Here is a 15,134-nt window from a genome sequence, read left to right as displayed (position 1 = left end):
CCGGCCCGCACCAACCTGAAGGCGATGCGGGCCGAGATGCCGAAGAAGTACTGGCACAACCTGCCGGAGACCGCCGCCATCCCCGGCCTCGTCCGGGGGGCGGCCGCCCGCACCATGCAGATGATCGAAAGGACACCGCAGATGCCGCTCAAGCGCGATCCGGCCCGGGCGGTCGCCGCCATGGCGGATCAGGACCCGAAATCCCTTGCCGCGCTGAACGCGATCATCGGGCGTTCCGAGCCGCTGGTGCCCGGTGCGACGCAGGCCGTGCTCGGCGAGGGCGAAGTCGGCGCGGCGATTGCCTTCGTCGGCGAGCAGCCGGGCGACCAGGAGGACCGGCAGGGCCGGCCCTTCGTCGGGCCGGCGGGACAGTTGCTGTCGCGCGCCCTGGAGGAGGCGGGGATCGACCGGGCGGCGAGCTACCTCACGAACGCCGTCAAGCACTTCAAGTTCGAGGAGCGCGGCCGCCGCCGCATCCACCAGAAGCCGACGGCGGGCGAGGTCAGCCATTACCGCTGGTGGCTCGACCGGGAGCTCGATTTCGTCGGCCCGAAGCTCGTGGTGGCGCTCGGCGCGACCGCCGTGCTGGCGCTGGCCGGCAAGGCGATCCCGGTCACCCGCGCCCGCGGGCCGTTCCGCTTCGAGCGCCTGGGCGACCGCTTCCAGGGCTTCGTCACCGTCCACCCCTCCTACCTGCTGCGCCTGCCGGACGCGGCGAAGGCGGAGGCCTACGCGGCCTTCGTCGCGGACCTGCGGCGGGCGGGCGAGCTGGAACGGGAGTTGGCGGGTTGAGCGGATCGATACCTTGAACATCAGTCGAACCCAATGGTCCTGAACCGCTATCGAGGCCGTCTCAGGTTTACTCGGAAATCGTGATCGAACCGACCTTCGTCTACACGGCGCATGCACGCGACAATCTTGTCGAACGTGCGATCGATCGCGCCTGAGTCGAGGCCACGGTGTCGACGCCGGACGTCGAGGAAACAGACCCGGGTCACCCCGAGCGAACGCGCGCTTATCGAGCCGTGCCGGAACGTGGTGGGCGCATCCTGCGTGCTGTATATGTCCGCGACGGCGATATGATCCGTATCATCACGGTGTTCTTCGATCGCGGCCGGAGACGAGTCAGGACATGAAAACGCGATACGATAGCGAAGCGGACGCTTTCTACCTGCGTCTCGCCGACGGACCGATCGTCGAGAGCGAGGAGGTCCGTCCCGGCATCGTTCTCGACTTCGATTCGCAGAGGCGCGTCCTCGGCATCGAGGTCCTGGATGCGTCGGAGCAGATCGCGGATGGTGCCGACTTCGGCATCCTGACGGCGGCCTGAACACGATCGTTTTTGGGAAGAGGCTTACCTCCCCCGTCGGACCGGGGATGTGCAACGCGTAGCTGCCGCGTCCGCCTAGTGGCATTGCCTGGCCAGATCCGTACGCGACGGCACGTCCTCGCGATGGAACCTGGCGGTGTCCCGGCGCGCGGGCCGAGATGGGTTGGCAGCCGGGCACCAGCCCTGTAACCCCCGGAACGCGCAGGGCGAAGGACGGCGGGGACGATGCGGCTGGTGGTGGTCGGCGCCGGCGGGCGCATGGGGCGGATGCTGATCCGCGCGGTGGCGGAGGCCGAGGGCTGCACGCTCTCCGCGGCGGTCGAGCGGACGGGGTCGGACGCCCTCGGTCACGACGCCGGCACGCTCGCCGGCCTGCACCCGCTCGGAATCCCCGTCACCGACGATCCGCTGGCGGCCTTCGCCGCGAGCGACGGAGTGCTCGACTTCACCGTGCCGGCGGCGACCGTGGCCTTCGCCGAACTCGCGGCGCAGGCCCGCATCGTCCACGTGATCGGCACCACCGGTCTGTCGGAGGACGACCTCGCCAAGCTCCGGGCCGCCGCCTACCATGCCCGGCTGGTGCGCTCGGGCAACATGTCCCTCGGGGTCAACCTCCTGGCGGCGCTGGTGCGGCGGGTCGCGGCCGCGCTCGGGCCGGAGTTCGACATCGAGATCGCCGAGATGCACCACCGCGCGAAGGTCGACGCGCCCTCGGGCACCGCGCTCCTGCTCGGCGAGGCGGCAGCCGCCGGCCGCGGCGTGGATCTGGCCGACGTCCGCGTCTCGACCCGCGACGGCCATACCGGCGCGCGCAGGGCCGGCGACATCGGCTTCGCGACGCTGCGCGGCGGCAGCGTCGTCGGCGACCATGCGGTGATCTTCGCCGGCCAGGCTGAGCGCATCACCCTGTCGCACCACGCCGAGGACCGCAGCCTGTTCGCCGCCGGCGCGGTGAAGGCGGCGCTCTGGGCCCACCCCAGGCCACCGGGCCTCTACGCGATGGCCGACGTGCTCGGGCTGTAGACCACCCGCGCTTGGGCGGCATCAACGGCTCTGCTACGAGCGCCGCAGCTTCGCCGACCTGGAACGATCCGAGAAAGTCTCAGACCATGGACCGCCTGCTCGTCCTCGTTCGCCACGGCCAGAGCACCTGGAACCTCAAGAACCTGTTCACGGGCTGGCGCGACCCGGATCTCACCGAGCGCGGCGTCGAGGAGGCCCTGAAGGCCGGGCGCTGGCTGAGGAGCGAGGGCTACGGCTTCGACGTCGCCTTCACCTCGGACCTCGGGCGCGCGCAGCGCACCTGCGCCCTGATGCTCGCGGAGATGGGCCTGTCCGACGTCCAGACGATCCGCGCCCAGGCCCTGAACGAGCGCGATTACGGCGACCTGTCCGGCCTTAACAAGGAGGACGCCAAGGCGCGCTGGGGCGCCGAGCAGGTCCACCAGTGGCGCCGATCCTACGACGTGCCGCCGCCCGGCGGCGAGAGCCTGAAGGACACCGCGGCGCGCGTGCTGCCCTACTACATCGAGACGATCCTGCCCCGCGTGATGGCCGGCGACCGGGTGCTGGTGGCCGCCCACGGCAACTCGCTGCGCGCTCTCGTGATGGTGCTCGACCGCATGACCACCGCCACCATCGCGGGCCTCGAGATCGCCACCGGCGTGCCGCTGGTCTACCGGCTGAAGGCCGACACCACGGTGGCGATGAAGGCCGTGCTGGAGCGCGACATCGATCAGGATTGAGCCGCCCCCGGTGCCGGTCGAGCTTGCCCCGGGCCTGATCCATCATCCGGGCTGGATGGATGCGGCCGCCCGGCGCAGGCTCGCGGCCGAGGTGGCAAAACTTCTGGCGGACGCGCCGCCCTTCACGCCGACGATGCCGCGCACGGGCAAGCCCTTCTCCGTGCGGATGTCGAACGGCGGGCCGCTCGGCTGGGTCTCCGACCGGGCGGGCTACCGCTACCAGCCGACCCATCCCGAGACCGGCCGGCCGTGGCCGGCGATGCCCGCCACCGCGCTCGCCGCCTGGACGGCGCTCGCCGGCCATCCCGCGCCGCCGGAGGCGTGCCTGGTCAACCTCTACGGGCCGGGCGCCCGCATGGGCCTGCACCAGGATCGCGACGAGGCCGACCTCTCGGCGCCCGTGCTGTCGCTGTCGCTCGGCGCGCCGGCCCTGTTCCGCTACGGCGGCCTCCGGCGGAGCGACCCGACCCGTTCACTCCGCCTGAGGCCCGGCGACGCCCTGGTGATCGGCGGCCCCTCGCGCCTGATCCATCACGGCATCGACCGGATCTTCTCCGGTGGCGACCTGCTGTCGGAGGCGGACGCGGTGCTGCCCGGCCTCCTGCCGCCGGGCGGGCGCTGCAACCTGACGCTCCGGCGGGTGACGCCGCCGCACGGGGAGCCGCACGCTTGACAGGGTTCGCGCAGGGGCCGACCCATCGCTCCCGGATGGGCGCTCAGCCGGGGTGTCCGACGGAGACTCAGGTCCGATGCGGCTGCGCCACGTGATTCGCTTCCTCGGAGTGCTGGCGGTCCTCGGCCTCGCGGGGTCGCCGCCGGTCCGCGCCGCCGAGCCGGTCTACCCGGCGGGTTCGCGCTTCGGCTTCGAGCCGCCCGCCGACATGGCGCCCTCGCGGCGGTTCTCGGGTTTCGAGCGCAGGGAGGGCGGCGCCACGCTGTCGGTGGTCGAGCTGCCGCCGGCCGCCTTCGCCGACCTCGTGCAGACCTTCACCGACGCCAACCTGCGCAGCCAGGGCTTCACGGTCGAGACCCGCGAGCCGCTCAAGATCGGCGAGGCCGAGGGCATGCTGTTCACCGGCGTGCAGCCCGGCGAGGCGGGCGCCGGCCAGCCCGCGATCCGCAAGTGGCTGCTGCTCGTCGGCGACCCGACCGTCACCGGCCTGATCATCGGGCAGGCGCTGCCCGACGCCGAGACCGAGACGACCATGCGCGGCCTCGTCACCGGCGTGACGATCCGGCCGGCGCTCTCGCTGGCCGAGCAGGTCGAGGCGCTGCCCTTCCGCATCGCCGACCCGGCGGGCTTCCGCCCGGTGCGGGTGCTCGCCGGCAACTCCGTCCTGATGACGGACGGGCCGAAGGACCAGATGACGAACCTCGAGCAGCCGATCCTGGTGCTCGCCCAGGCGGTGCAGCAGCCGCCCCCGGCCGAGCAGCGCGACGCCTTCGCCAAGGCGGCGCTCTACGCCAACCAGACCATGAAGGACTTCGTGATCGAGCGGGCGCAGGGCTACCGCTCCAACGGCACCGACTGGCACGAGATCGTGGCGCGCGCCGTCGACCTGCCGACCAACACCGCAGTCGTGATCTCCCAGACCATCCGCTTCGCGCCGGACGGGTATCTGCGGGCGCTGGGCGTCGTCCGCGAAGATCAGCGCGAGGGCACGCTGGCCAAGTTCCGCGCGGTCGTGGACAGCGTGCAGGTGAAGTAGACGCCGCAACCGGCCGATCCGCATGACGCGGCGGCCCGCGCCGGGATGGGGGGCGCAGGCCCGCGCCCCCCGCGGCCTGTGCGACGGACGCTCCCGAGACTTCGATCACATACCCGTGAAACCGACCGGCGCGACCGCCTGTTGTCGTTCCGAGCGCCGTCCCTTCGACGGACGTCGAGGCGAGGCCGTCCATGAGCGATAAGCGAAGCCCTATCCCCGCCGCCACGGAGGGCGGGAGTTCGACGGTGTGGACGCTGGCGCTGGCCGCGACCCTCGTCGGCATCGCCGCCCTGCCCTATCGACGCGGGCGGGACCGGCCCGGCGGAGGGCCGGACGAGGCCCCGCGCCAGCCCTCGCCGTCCCATGCCGGCGGCGAGGCCGAGGCGGTCGCGCGCGCGCAGGGCGATCGCGGGCGGCGGGCCACGACGCCCTCCGAGATCCCGGCGAGCGGCTGGAAGGATATCGGCCTTCGCGTCTTCCACGACATCTCCGAGAACCGCCTCGTCTCGGTCGCCGCCGGCGTCACCTTCTACGTGCTGCTGGCGATCTTCCCGGCAATCGCCGCGCTCGTGTCCATCTACGGCCTGATCGCGGACGCCTCGACGATCAACGACCAGCTCCAGAGCCTGTCCAGCATGATGCCGTCCGGCGCGGTCGAGATCATCGGCGAGCAGGTCAAGCGCATCAACGAGCAGGGCAACGCGACGCTGGGCATCACCTTCTTCACCGGCCTCGCCCTGTCGCTGTGGAGCGCCAACGGCGGCATGAAGGCGGTGTTCGACGCGCTCAACATCGTCTACGAGGAGCGCGAGAGCCGGAACTTCTTCTGGCTCAACCTGCGCTCCCTGGGCTTCACCGCCGGCGCGCTGCTGTTCATCGTCCTGGCGCTCGCCGGCATCGTCGTGGCGCCGATCGCGTTCAAGTTCGTGGGCCTGAGCGACCAGGCGTGGCTGCTCTCGCTGCTGCGCTTTCCCGTGCTGCTCGTCGTGGTGCTGGGCGCGCTCGCGCTGCTGTACCGCTACGGGCCGAGCCGGGACGCGCCGCGCTGGCGCTGGGTCACCTGGGGCAGCGCCATCGCGGCGCTCCTGTGGATCACCGCCTCGGTGCTGTTCTCCTGGTACGTGTCGAACTTCGGCAGCTACAACAAGACCTACGGGTCGCTCGGCGCCGTGATCGGCTTCATGACCTGGATCTGGATCTCGACGATCATCGTGCTCATCGGCGCGGAGATCAACGCCGAGATGGAGCACCAGACCGCCGAGGACACCACGGTGGGCAAACCCGAGCCCCTCGGCACGCGCAAGGCGAAGATGGCCGACACCGTGGGTGCGGCGGCCTGATGCGGGCTTCAGTCGGGCCGTGATCCGGGTTAGGCTCGCGCCATGGATCGCGGCGCCGCCATCGACATCCTCCGGGCCAACGAGGCCGAGCTTCGGCTGCGCGGCATGCGCCACGCCGCGCTGTTCGGCTCGGTCGCCCGCGGCGAGGCGCATGCCGGCAGCGACCTCGACGTGATGATCGAGATCGACGGGGATGTGGTGCGCGACGTCTACGACTACGCCGGAGTCATCGGGTTTCTCGCAGATCTTTTCCCGATCGCTGTCGATGTTGCCAGCCGGACCATGCTGAAGCCGCACGTTCGCCCGAGTGCGGAGCGCGACGCGGTTCATGCTTTCTGAGGCCGGCCGTGATGCGCTGCTTGGCATCCCTGAGAACGCCGAGGCCGCACGCGACTTCGTCGCCGGGATGAGTTTCGCCACCCTCGAGGCAGACCGGCGCACCGTCTACGCCGTGACCCGCTGCCTCGAAATCATCTCCGAGGCGAGCCGCCGCGTCGACGCCGATACGCGGACGCGCCATCCGCACATCCCGTGGCGGCAGATCGCGGACGCCGGCAACGTCTACCGGCATCGCTACAAGAGCGTCTCCGCCGCGCTGATCTGGCGGACGGTCCACGACAGGATGGCAGACATCGTGGTCCTGTGCAGGACAGAGCTGCGCCAGTCCGACGCTTCCTCTTGACCGCCGCGACGACGCGCGCCCCCTTCTCCGGTACGATTGCACAATGACCAGCAGCGCAGCCGAACCGGCGATCGTCCCCGAGCCCTCCCCCGTCGGCCCCGGCGACCAAGTGATCCTGGTGGACGGCTCGTCGTTCGTCTTCCGCGCCTACTTCCAGTCGATGAACACGCGGGACGGGGACAAGTATAACTTTCGCCCCTCCGACGGCCTGCCGACCGGCGCCGTGCGGATGTTCTGCACCAAGATCGCGCAGTTCGTGCAGGAGGGCGCCGCCGGCACGATGCCGACGCATCTCGGCATCGTCTTCGACAAATCCGAGAACTCGTTCCGCAAGGAGATGTATCCCGACTACAAGAGCCACCGCCCGGACGCGCCCGACGACCTCAAGCGGCAGATGCCGCTGATGCGCGACGCGGTGCGCGCCTTCGGCCTGCACGCCATCGAGATGGAGCGCTACGAGGCCGACGACCTGATCGCCACCTACGCGCGTCAGGCCGAGGCGCGGGGCGCCGGCGTCATCATCGTCTCCTCCGACAAGGACCTGATGCAGCTCGTCGGCCCCCTGGTGCGGTTCTACGACTTCGAGTCGGGCGTCAGGGGCAAGCCCGGATATCGCCCGGAGCGCAACCTCGATGTCGAGGCCATCGTCGCCAAGTGGGAGGGCTTGAACCCGGCCCAGATCGGCGACGCGCTGGCGCTGATCGGCGACACCTCCGACAACGTGCCGGGGGTGCCCGGCATCGGCCTGAAGACCGCAGCCGCCCTGATCAAGGAATTCGGCAGCCTCGAGGCGCTGCTGGAGCGGGCCGGCGAGATCAAGCAGCCCAAGCGCCGCGAGGCGCTCCAGGCCAACGTCGAGCAAGCTAGGCTCTCGCGAAAGCTCGTGGCGCTCGTCGAGGACGTCGACGTGCCGGTGGCGCTGGACGATCTCGCCCTGCCCGAGCCCGACCCGGAGCGGCTGGTCGGCTTCCTGAAGGCGATGGAGTTCAACACCCTGACGCGCCGCATCGCCGCGATGCTGCACGTCGATCCCGAAGCGGTGAAGCCCGATCCGCGGCTGCTGCCCGGCGGCAGCCCGCACGCCTACGCCAACCCGCAAGGGGGCAGCGACGCGGTGCCGTTCTTCGGCGATGCCGTGCCGCCGGACCCGGAGACCGCGGCCGCCGGCCACGAGGGCGCGGACGGGGCGGCGCCCCCCGGCTCCGGCGAGATCGACCCCTTCGCCGACCTCGGCCTGCCGGACGCGGCGCCGAAGCCCCGCGGCCCGGCCGAGCCGACGCCCTCGAACCTCGTCGCCGCGCGCGCGGCCGAATCGGCAAAGCCGTTCGACACGGCGGCCTACGAGACGGTCCTGACGCTGGAACACCTCGACGCGTGGATCGCGGAGGCCGAGGAGGCCGGCGTGATCGCGGTCGACACCGAGACCGACAGCCTCGACGCGCACCATGCCAACCTCGTCGGCGTCTCGCTCTGCGTCGCGCCGGGCCGGGCCGCCTACATTCCGCTCGCGCACGTGCGCGCGATCGAGGCCGAGCCCGATGCCGGCGACCTGTTCGGCGGCGGCGCGGCGGCGTCCGACCTCGTCGAGCCGCTGCCGAGCCAGATCGGGCTCGACGACGCGATCGCCCGCCTGAAGCCGCTGCTCGAGAACGCGGGCGTGCTCAAGGTCGCGCAGAACCTCAAGTACGACTGGCTGGTGTTCGCCCGCTACGGGATCGACGTGGCGCCGTTCGACGACACCATGCTGATCTCCTACGTGCTCGACGCCGGCAAGGGCGGCCACGGCATGGACGAACTCGCCCGCCGCCACCTCGGCCACCAGCCGATAACCTTCGCGGACGTGGCCGGCACCGGCCGCGCCAAGGTCACCTTCGACCGGGTGCCGCTCGACAAGGCGACCGCCTACGCGGCCGAGGACGCCGACGTGACCCTGCGGCTGTGGCGGATGATGAAGCCGCGCCTCGTCGCCGAGCGGCGCATGGCCGTCTACGAGACCCTGGAGCGCCCGCTGGTGCGGGTGGTGGCGCGCATGGAGCAGCGCGGCATCCGCGTCGACCGCAACATGCTCTCGCGCCTGTCGGGCGACTTCTCGCAGATCCTCGTGCGGCTGGAGGAGGAGATCCAGGAGGATGCCGGCGAGCGATTCCAGGTGTCGTCGCCGAAGCAGATCGGCGACATCCTGTTCGGCAAGCTCGGCCTGCCCGGCGCCAAGAAGACCCCGTCGGGCCAGTGGGCGACGCCCGCGACGCTGCTGGAGGAGCTGGCCCAGGCCGGCCACGAGCTCCCGAAGAAGATCCTCAACTGGCGCCAACTCGCCAAGCTGAAATCAACCTACACGGACGCGCTCCAGGAGCACGCCGACCGCGGCACGGACCGGGTCCACACCTCGTTCTCGCTCGCCGCCACCACCACCGGCCGGCTCTCTTCCTCCGACCCGAACCTGCAGAACATCCCGATCCGCACGGAAGAAGGCCGGCGCATCCGCCGCGCCTTCGTCGCCGACCCCGGCAACCGCCTGATCTCGGCCGATTACAGCCAGATCGAACTGCGGCTGCTCGCCCACATGGCCGACATCCCGCAGCTTCGCCAGGCGTTCGCCGACAGCATCGACATCCACGCGGCCACCGCCTCGGCGATGTTCGGGGTCGCGCTCGGCGACATGACGCCGGACCTGCGGCGCCGGGCCAAGACCATCAACTTCGGGATCATCTACGGTATCTCGGCCTTCGGGCTGGCCGACCGCCTCGGCATCGGCCGCGAGGAGGCATCGGCCTTCATCAAGCAGTATTTCGAGCGTTTCCCCGGCATCCGCGACTACATCGACACCACGAAGAAGCTCTGCCGCGACAAGGGCTACGTCACGACCCTGTTCGGCCGCGTCTGCCACTATCCCCAGATCCGCTCCAACAACCCCTCGGAGCGCGCCAGCGTCGAGCGCCAGGCGATCAACGCCCCGATCCAGGGCACGGCGGCCGACATCATCCGCCGGGCGATGACCCGGATGGAAGCGGCCCTCGTCGCCGAACACCTGAACGTTCGCATGCTGCTGCAGGTGCACGACGAACTGGTGTTCGAGGCCCATGCGGACGAGGTGGAGCGGGCGATCCCGGTGATCGCGCGGATCATGGAGGAAGCGCCGGCTCCGGCCCTGACGCTGCACGTGCCGTTGGTGGTGGAGGCGCGGGCGGCGGAGAACTGGGAGGAGGCGCATTAAGGATCGATCGGGCGCCGATCCGGTACCGTGCTGAAATCGAGCCTTCCCGTTCGCGATGAAAGCCTTCGTCTACATCCTGTGCCGTGCGGATGGGAGCTATGACATCGGGTCGGCGCGTGGAGAATTGCTGGACAGACGTCTCGGCGAGCATCAAGCCGGGACCTATCCCGGGTACACCAGCCGTCGCCGTCCGGTCACGCTGGTCTGGGCGGAACAGTTTCTGCGGTTCGACGAGGCGGTGGCCTATGAGCGGCGCCTCAAGGGGTGGAGCCGCGCGAAGAAGGAAGCTCTGATCCGCGGCGATTGGGAAGACCTACAACGCCACGCCAAGCGCGCCGCAGCCAAACGCAGGTCCGACGCATCCCCCTCGTTCTGAGGCGCCCGCGCGAGCGGGCTTCGAAGGAGCCCTCCAGGGATCGCGAGACTGCTGGAGTGCTCCGTCAAAGCCTCCGCTTCGCTGCGGCGCCTCAGGATGAGGGTGTGGATGGGATCGGCGAAGCCTTGAATTCCCCACTGCGCACTCCCCTGCTAAAGCCCCGCGATGCCCGAGACCGTCGCCGCCCTCTATCAGTTCGTCCCCCTCCCCGATGCCGCCACGCTCGCACCGGCGCTGGAGCGCGCGTGCCAGGACCTCGACCTCACCGGCACGCTGCTGCTGGCCCGTGAAGGCATCAACGGCACGGTCTCCGGTTCACCGGAGGCGATCGAAACCTTCCTGGCCGCGTTGAATGGGCCGGACCTGTTCGATGGGCGGCTCGACCGGCTCGAATGCAAGCTGTCGATCGCCGAAGCCCCGCCGTTCCAGCGGATGAAGGTGAAGCGCAAGCCCGAGATCGTGACCTTCGACGGCGGTGCCACCGATCCGGCGAACGGCGCCGGCACCTCCGTCGCGCCGGAGGACTGGAACGCGCTGCTCGACCGGCCCGGCGTGGTCGCGATCGACACCCGCAACCGGTTCGAGGTGGCGCTCGGCACGTTCGACGGCGCGGTCGATCCGGGGCTGACGCGCTTCGGCGATTTTCGCGAGTTTGCCGAGACGCTCGATCCGGGCGCGGAACTGGCGCTGTTCTGCACCGGCGGCATCCGCTGCGAGAAGGCCGGCGCCTATCTCAAGGCACGCGGCTTCGAACGCGTCCACCTGCTCCGGGGCGGCATCCTGAAATATCTCGAGACGGTCTCGGAGGCGACGAGCCGCTGGACCGGCGACTGCTTCGTCTTCGACGGCCGCATCGCGCTCGGGCCGGCGCTTGCCGAGCGGCCCGACCATCCGCCGGAGGCCTTGCGATGACCGATTCGGCACGCATCGATCATCTCGAAATGCGCCTGACCGAGCAGGACGCGACGATCGACGACCTCAACCGCACGGTCACCGAGCAATGGCGCGTGATCGACCGGCTGAGGCGGCAGGTGGAATCGCTGACCGAGCGCGTCGAGGAGGCGGGTACCCGCACCGCTGCCGGAGGGGCCGAGCCTCCGCCGCCGCATTATTGAGCGGGACGTAGCCTCTTCCCTCCCCCCTCTGCGGGGGGATGGAAGATCGTCAGCGATTCCGACGCGTCCTAGAAACTCGCCTGCGTGACGAACTTCGTCGCGAGGTAGCCGTCCAGCGCCTCGGTGCCGCCCTCGCTGCCGTAGCCGGATTCCTTGACGCCGCCGAAGGGCGTCTCAGGGAGCGCGATGCCGTGGTGGTTGATCGAGACCATGCCGCTCTCGACCGCGTTCGACACCCGCGTCGCCCGCTCCGCCGAGCGGGTGTAGGCGTAGGCCGCGAGCCCGTAGGGCAGGCGGTTGGCCTCCGCGTAGGCCTCGGCGTCGTCGGAGAACCGCTGGATCGCGGCGACCGGGCCGAACGGCTCCTCGTTCATGATCCGCGCGGTCAGCGGCAGGTCGGTGAGCACCGTCGGCTCGAAGAAGTTGCCGCGGTTGCCGATGCGCTTGCCGCCGGTGCGCAAGCTGGCCCCTTGCGCGCTCGCGTCGGCCACCAGCGCCTCCATCGCCTCCAGGCGGCGGCCGTGGATCAGCGGGCCCATCTTCGTATCCGGATCGAGCCCGTCGCCGACCGTCAGGTTCGAGGCGAGGCTGGTGAAGCCGTCGACGAACCGGTCGAACACCGAATCGTGGACGAGGAAGCGGGTCGGCGCGACGCAGACCTGGCCGGCGTTGCGGAACTTGTTGGCGCCGAGCACCGCCACCGCCTTCTCGACGTCGGCATCGCCGAACACGATCGCCGGCGCGTGGCCGCCGAGTTCCATCGTCGCGCGCTTCATGTGCAGGCCGGCGAGCGCCGCGAGCTGCTTGCCCACCACCGTCGAGCCGGTGAACGAGATCTTCCGCACGACGGGATGCGGGATCAGGTACGAGGAAATCGTCGCCGGGTCGCCGTAGACGAGCGACAGGCAATCGCCCGGCACGCCGGCGTCGAGGTAGGCGCGCACCAGCTCGGCGCAGCTCGCGGGCGTGTCCTCGGGACCCTTCAGGATCACCGAGCAGCCGGCGCAGAGCGCGGCGGCGATCTTGCGCACCGCCTGGTTGATCGGGAAGTTCCAGGGCGTGAAGCAGGCCACCGGCCCGACCGGCTCGCGCACCACGAACTGGAGCACGCCCTCGGCGCGGGGCGGGATGACGCGGCCGTAGGCGCGCTTGCCCTCCTCCGCGAACCAGTCGGTGACGTCGGCGGCCGCCAGCGTCTCGACGCGGGCCTCGGCGAGCGGCTTGCCCTGCTCCAGGGTCATGATCCGGGCGATGTCCTCCGCGCGCTCGCGCAGCAGGTCGGCGGCGCGGCGCAGCACCTTGGCCCGGTCGAAGGCCGAGACCTTGCGCCACTGCGCGAAGCCGCGGGCGGCCGCCTCCAGCGCCCGGTCGAGGTCCCCTTGCGTGGCGACGGCGCATCGGCCGATGGTCTCGCCGGTGGCGGGGTTGAGCACCGGCAGCGTCTCGCCGTCCGAGCCGGCGCCCCAGGCGCCGGCGATGTGAAGTCTGACGTCCGGATACATGGCGGCACCGCGATCCCTGCTCGGCCGGCCGCGGGGGCCGGCGACGGGGGCTATGTCGGGCACGAGGCGCCCGCGGGCAAGGCGGCCCGGCATGGGGCCGCCGGAATGGACCCGCGCCGTCAGGCGGCGATGCGGCGCCTGACCGGCTCGGGCCCCTTCACCACGGCCGGGCCGCCGCGGCGCGCCCTGAGCGTGCCGCCCTTCGGCACCACCTGCCAGCCGTCTCTGACGCCGTCGATCGGCTCGGAGACCACCACCAGCCCGGTCTCGGTCTCGCGAAAATACAGGCTCGGCGGCCGCCCGTCGCAGGCCCAGCGATAGGCGACGATCTCGTCGCCGTCGGTGAGCAGCGCGGTGAAGCGCAGCGGTTCGGTGATCGCGGCCGCCCGCATCAGGCCGCGCACGGTGGCCAGCGTCTCGGCCATGGCGCCGACCGGGTCCTCGGCGAGGCCGTTGGCCATCGCGAGCAGGAAGAGCGCCTCGGAATCGGTGCTGCCGCGGCGCCCGTCGTAGAGCGCGTCGGGGATCAGCGCCTCGATGCGGCGCTTGATCTTGTGGTAGCCGCCGATCTGGCCGTTGTGCATGAACAGGTGCCGGCCGTGCACGAACGGATGGCAGTTGGTCCGCGCGGTCGCCGTACCCGTCGAGGCGCGCACATGCGCGAAGAAGGTCCGCGCCCGGACCTGCCCGCAGAGGTTCACGAGGTTCTCGTCGGACCACGCCGGCGAGATGTCGCGGTAGAGGCCGGGCTCGGCCCGCTCGCCGTACCAGCCGAGGCCGAAGCCGTCGCCGTTGGTCTCGGTCTTCCCCTGCTCGGCGTGGAGCGACTGGTGCACCAGCGAATGCGTCGGCGCGCAGACGAGGTCCGAGAGGAAGACCGGCTCACCAAGGTAGGCGAGAAAGCGGCACATGGCTGGGGCCGACCTCGTTCTATCCGCGATGCCGCGAGCCCGCCGGACTGCCCCGCGGCGCCCGCACCGTCGCCGAAGCGTAACATTCGAGGGCCGATGCTGAACAGTTCGCTAACGTGCGGCCGCATGCCCGGACTTTGTGCGGGCATGGTCGGATTGCCGGCAAACCGGTCGCAGGGCAGGCATGCGGCACGATACGGAATCGGACTCTTGTTACCGGCTTCGGCACGGCGCAGCATGGCCGCCCCGGGAATCAGCGGCCCGGCTCCGGGGCCGCGCCGCCCGGGACGCATCCGCAGCATCGCATGAAGGAGGTCCAATGGGCCATGTCCCGTCCGTTTGCGCCGTCGCCCTCGTCGTCGAGGACGATGCCGCGGTCCGAAACCTCGCCGCCGCCGTGCTGGAGGAGACCGATCTCGACGTGATCGCCTGCGACAGCGCCGAAGCCGCGATCTCGGTGCTGGAGCGGGACGACGTCACCGTCGCGCTGCTGTTCGCGGACGTGCGCCTGCCGGGCGCCATGGACGGGCTGGCGCTCGCGCGCACGGTCGAACGCCGCTGGCCGGACGTGCGGGTCGTGGTCACCTCCGGCTACGACGCCAGCGGCGACGCGGGCCTGCCGCCGCAGGCGGTGTTCATGCAGAAGCCCTGGCGGGCGCTCGACGTGCTGGTCCAGGCCGAGCACGCGACGGATGCCGCCCGCGCGGCCTGATCGTCCTTTGCGCCTGACCGTCCAGACCCGACCGTCCTCGGCGATGGCATACCGGGGCGGGCCCGTGCGGCGCCCGCTCCCGACGCGAAGAAGGCCCGCGCCGCGCGAACGGCCGGGCCTCCTCGATCGCCATCCGCCGTCCCGGCGGTGCCGCCGGGCGTGGCTTACTCGGCTGCGGGCGTCGCCGGAGCGGCGCCGCCGGCGAGCGGCGCGGACGGGGTCATCGACGGGAAGCCGGGGCGGCGGGGCGCGCCGGCGCCGAAACGCGGCTTCGGCTTCGGCGCGGCGATCAGGCCCTCGCGGATCGCGGTCTTGCGGGCCTGCTTGCGGGCGCGGCGCACGGCCTCGGCCTTCTCACGAGCCTTGCGGACGGACGGCTTCTCGTAGGCCTTGCGCTGCTTCATCTCGCGGAAGATGCCCTCGCGCTGCATCTTCTTCTTGAGGACGCGGAGCGCCTGATCGACGTTGTTGTCGCGAACGAGTACCTGCAACGGACTG

The 15,134-nt window shown here is 70.9% G+C and carries 18 protein-coding genes; 15 read left to right on the top strand and 3 right to left on the bottom strand.

Annotated features, from left to right (window positions below; translation table 11 throughout):
• From ACFE86_RS15925 to ACFE86_RS15860, 14 genes are all read left to right on the top strand, one after another.
• Nucleotides 1-792 (top strand): UdgX family uracil-DNA binding protein (locus ACFE86_RS15925; protein WP_375456305.1); only part of this gene is annotated, 792 nt, incomplete at its 5' end.
• Between the two features lie 167 nt (nt 793-959).
• Complete coding sequence (locus ACFE86_RS15920; RefSeq protein WP_375456304.1) at nt 960-1,136, top strand: hypothetical protein; 177 nt, start codon at nt 960-962, stop codon at nt 1,134-1,136.
• The gene (locus ACFE86_RS15915) at nt 1,133-1,330 is read left to right on the top strand and encodes a DUF2283 domain-containing protein (RefSeq protein WP_375456303.1); all 198 of its coding nucleotides are present in this window, start codon (nt 1,133-1,135) and stop codon (nt 1,328-1,330) included. The genes ACFE86_RS15920 and ACFE86_RS15915 overlap by 4 nt, the downstream gene beginning before the upstream one ends.
• 225 nt (nt 1,331-1,555) lie before the next feature.
• Nucleotides 1,556-2,353, top strand: a complete 798-nt coding sequence (dapB, locus tag ACFE86_RS15910; RefSeq protein ID WP_375456302.1) for a 4-hydroxy-tetrahydrodipicolinate reductase — start codon at nt 1,556-1,558, stop codon at nt 2,351-2,353.
• Nucleotides 2,354-2,439: 86 nt separating this feature from the next.
• Complete coding sequence (locus ACFE86_RS15905) at nt 2,440-3,075, top strand: 2,3-bisphosphoglycerate-dependent phosphoglycerate mutase (protein ID WP_375456301.1); 636 nt, start codon at nt 2,440-2,442, stop codon at nt 3,073-3,075.
• A 10-nt stretch (nt 3,076-3,085) separates the two neighbouring features.
• Entirely contained in the window at nt 3,086-3,748 is a 663-nt protein-coding gene (locus tag ACFE86_RS15900) for an alpha-ketoglutarate-dependent dioxygenase AlkB (RefSeq protein ID WP_375456300.1), read from the top strand.
• 76 nt (nt 3,749-3,824) lie between these two features.
• Nucleotides 3,825-4,784, top strand: coding sequence for a hypothetical protein (locus tag ACFE86_RS15895; protein ID WP_375456299.1), 960 nt, complete (start codon nt 3,825-3,827; stop codon nt 4,782-4,784).
• Nucleotides 4,785-4,975: 191 nt separating this feature from the next.
• Complete coding sequence (locus ACFE86_RS15890) at nt 4,976-6,124, top strand: YihY/virulence factor BrkB family protein (RefSeq protein ID WP_375456298.1); 1,149 nt, start codon at nt 4,976-4,978, stop codon at nt 6,122-6,124.
• Nucleotides 6,125-6,166: 42 nt separating this feature from the next.
• Nucleotides 6,167-6,463 (top strand): nucleotidyltransferase family protein, encoded by a 297-nt coding sequence (locus ACFE86_RS15885; RefSeq protein ID WP_375456297.1) that lies wholly within the window; start codon nt 6,167-6,169, stop codon nt 6,461-6,463.
• The gene (locus ACFE86_RS15880; RefSeq protein WP_375456296.1) at nt 6,432-6,806 is read left to right on the top strand and encodes a DUF86 domain-containing protein; all 375 of its coding nucleotides are present in this window, start codon (nt 6,432-6,434) and stop codon (nt 6,804-6,806) included. Before ACFE86_RS15885 ends, ACFE86_RS15880 begins: the two co-directional genes overlap by 32 nt.
• A 43-nt stretch (nt 6,807-6,849) precedes the next feature.
• Nucleotides 6,850-10,020, top strand: a complete 3,171-nt coding sequence (polA, locus tag ACFE86_RS15875; RefSeq protein WP_375456295.1) for a DNA polymerase I — start codon at nt 6,850-6,852, stop codon at nt 10,018-10,020.
• A gap of 55 nt (nt 10,021-10,075) precedes the next feature.
• Entirely contained in the window at nt 10,076-10,396 is a 321-nt protein-coding gene (locus ACFE86_RS15870) for a GIY-YIG nuclease family protein (protein WP_375456294.1), read from the top strand.
• A 165-nt stretch (nt 10,397-10,561) separates the two neighbouring features.
• A complete protein-coding gene (locus tag ACFE86_RS15865; protein ID WP_375456293.1) occupies nt 10,562-11,308 on the top strand; it encodes a rhodanese-like domain-containing protein in 747 nt (248 codons plus the stop codon).
• On the top strand, nt 11,305-11,511 hold the full coding sequence (locus tag ACFE86_RS15860) for a SlyX family protein (protein WP_375456292.1): 207 nt from the start codon (nt 11,305-11,307) through the stop codon (nt 11,509-11,511). Before ACFE86_RS15865 ends, ACFE86_RS15860 begins: the two co-directional genes overlap by 4 nt.
• A 68-nt stretch (nt 11,512-11,579) precedes the next feature.
• Here the strand turns inward: ACFE86_RS15860 and ACFE86_RS15855 are convergent, their stop codons facing one another.
• On the bottom strand, nt 11,580-13,013 hold the full coding sequence (locus tag ACFE86_RS15855; protein WP_375456291.1) for an NAD-dependent succinate-semialdehyde dehydrogenase: 1,434 nt from the start codon (nt 13,011-13,013) through the stop codon (nt 11,580-11,582).
• Nucleotides 13,014-13,132: 119 nt separating this feature from the next.
• Nucleotides 13,133-13,924: a class II glutamine amidotransferase gene (locus tag ACFE86_RS15850; RefSeq protein ID WP_375456290.1), complete on the bottom strand. Its 792-nt coding sequence runs from the start codon at nt 13,922-13,924 to the stop codon at nt 13,133-13,135.
• A 319-nt stretch (nt 13,925-14,243) separates the two neighbouring features.
• On the opposite strand from ACFE86_RS15850, the gene ACFE86_RS15845 reads away from it, so the two are divergent.
• Nucleotides 14,244-14,636 carry a response regulator gene (locus ACFE86_RS15845; RefSeq protein ID WP_375456289.1) on the top strand — a complete coding sequence of 131 codons (393 nt, stop codon included), beginning with the start codon at nt 14,244-14,246 and terminating at the stop codon, nt 14,634-14,636.
• 164 nt (nt 14,637-14,800) lie between these two features.
• On the opposite strand, the gene rpsU is transcribed toward ACFE86_RS15845, so the two are convergent.
• Nucleotides 14,801-15,127, bottom strand: a complete 327-nt coding sequence (rpsU, locus tag ACFE86_RS15840) for a 30S ribosomal protein S21 (protein ID WP_375456306.1) — start codon at nt 15,125-15,127, stop codon at nt 14,801-14,803.
• Nucleotides 15,128-15,134 lie beyond the last annotated feature (7 nt).

Origin of the sequence: uncultured Methylobacterium sp., from assembly GCF_964244095.1 — a bacterium.
Classification (GTDB): Bacteria; Pseudomonadota; Alphaproteobacteria; order Rhizobiales; family Beijerinckiaceae; genus Methylobacterium.
The sequence above is the reverse complement of the archived record's forward strand: the minus strand, read 5'-3'. Positions and strand labels throughout refer to the sequence as shown.

Bases quoted from the DNA above. Each gene is read 5' to 3' on its own strand.
- ACFE86_RS15895 (WP_375456299.1), top strand. From the start codon at position 3,825: ATGCGGCTGCGCCACGTGATTCGCTTCCTCGGAGTGCTGGCGGTCCTC.
- ACFE86_RS15865 (WP_375456293.1), top strand. From the start codon at position 10,562: ATGCCCGAGACCGTCGCCGCCCTCTATCAGTTCGTCCCCCTCCCCGAT.
- ACFE86_RS15915 (WP_375456303.1), top strand. From the start codon at position 1,133: ATGAAAACGCGATACGATAGCGAAGCGGACGCTTTCTACCTGCGTCTC.
- ACFE86_RS15885 (WP_375456297.1), top strand. From the start codon at position 6,167: ATGGATCGCGGCGCCGCCATCGACATCCTCCGGGCCAACGAGGCCGAG.
- ACFE86_RS15905 (WP_375456301.1), top strand. From the start codon at position 2,440: ATGGACCGCCTGCTCGTCCTCGTTCGCCACGGCCAGAGCACCTGGAAC.
- polA (WP_375456295.1), top strand. From the start codon at position 6,850: ATGACCAGCAGCGCAGCCGAACCGGCGATCGTCCCCGAGCCCTCCCCC.
- ACFE86_RS15860 (WP_375456292.1), top strand. From the start codon at position 11,305: ATGACCGATTCGGCACGCATCGATCATCTCGAAATGCGCCTGACCGAG.
- ACFE86_RS15890 (WP_375456298.1), top strand. From the start codon at position 4,976: ATGAGCGATAAGCGAAGCCCTATCCCCGCCGCCACGGAGGGCGGGAGT.
- ACFE86_RS15845 (WP_375456289.1), top strand. From the start codon at position 14,244: ATGGGCCATGTCCCGTCCGTTTGCGCCGTCGCCCTCGTCGTCGAGGAC.
- ACFE86_RS15850 (WP_375456290.1), bottom strand. From the start codon at position 13,924: ATGTGCCGCTTTCTCGCCTACCTTGGTGAGCCGGTCTTCCTCTCGGAC.
- ACFE86_RS15870 (WP_375456294.1), top strand. From the start codon at position 10,076: ATGAAAGCCTTCGTCTACATCCTGTGCCGTGCGGATGGGAGCTATGAC.
- ACFE86_RS15855 (WP_375456291.1), bottom strand. From the start codon at position 13,013: ATGTATCCGGACGTCAGACTTCACATCGCCGGCGCCTGGGGCGCCGGC.
- dapB (WP_375456302.1), top strand. From the start codon at position 1,556: ATGCGGCTGGTGGTGGTCGGCGCCGGCGGGCGCATGGGGCGGATGCTG.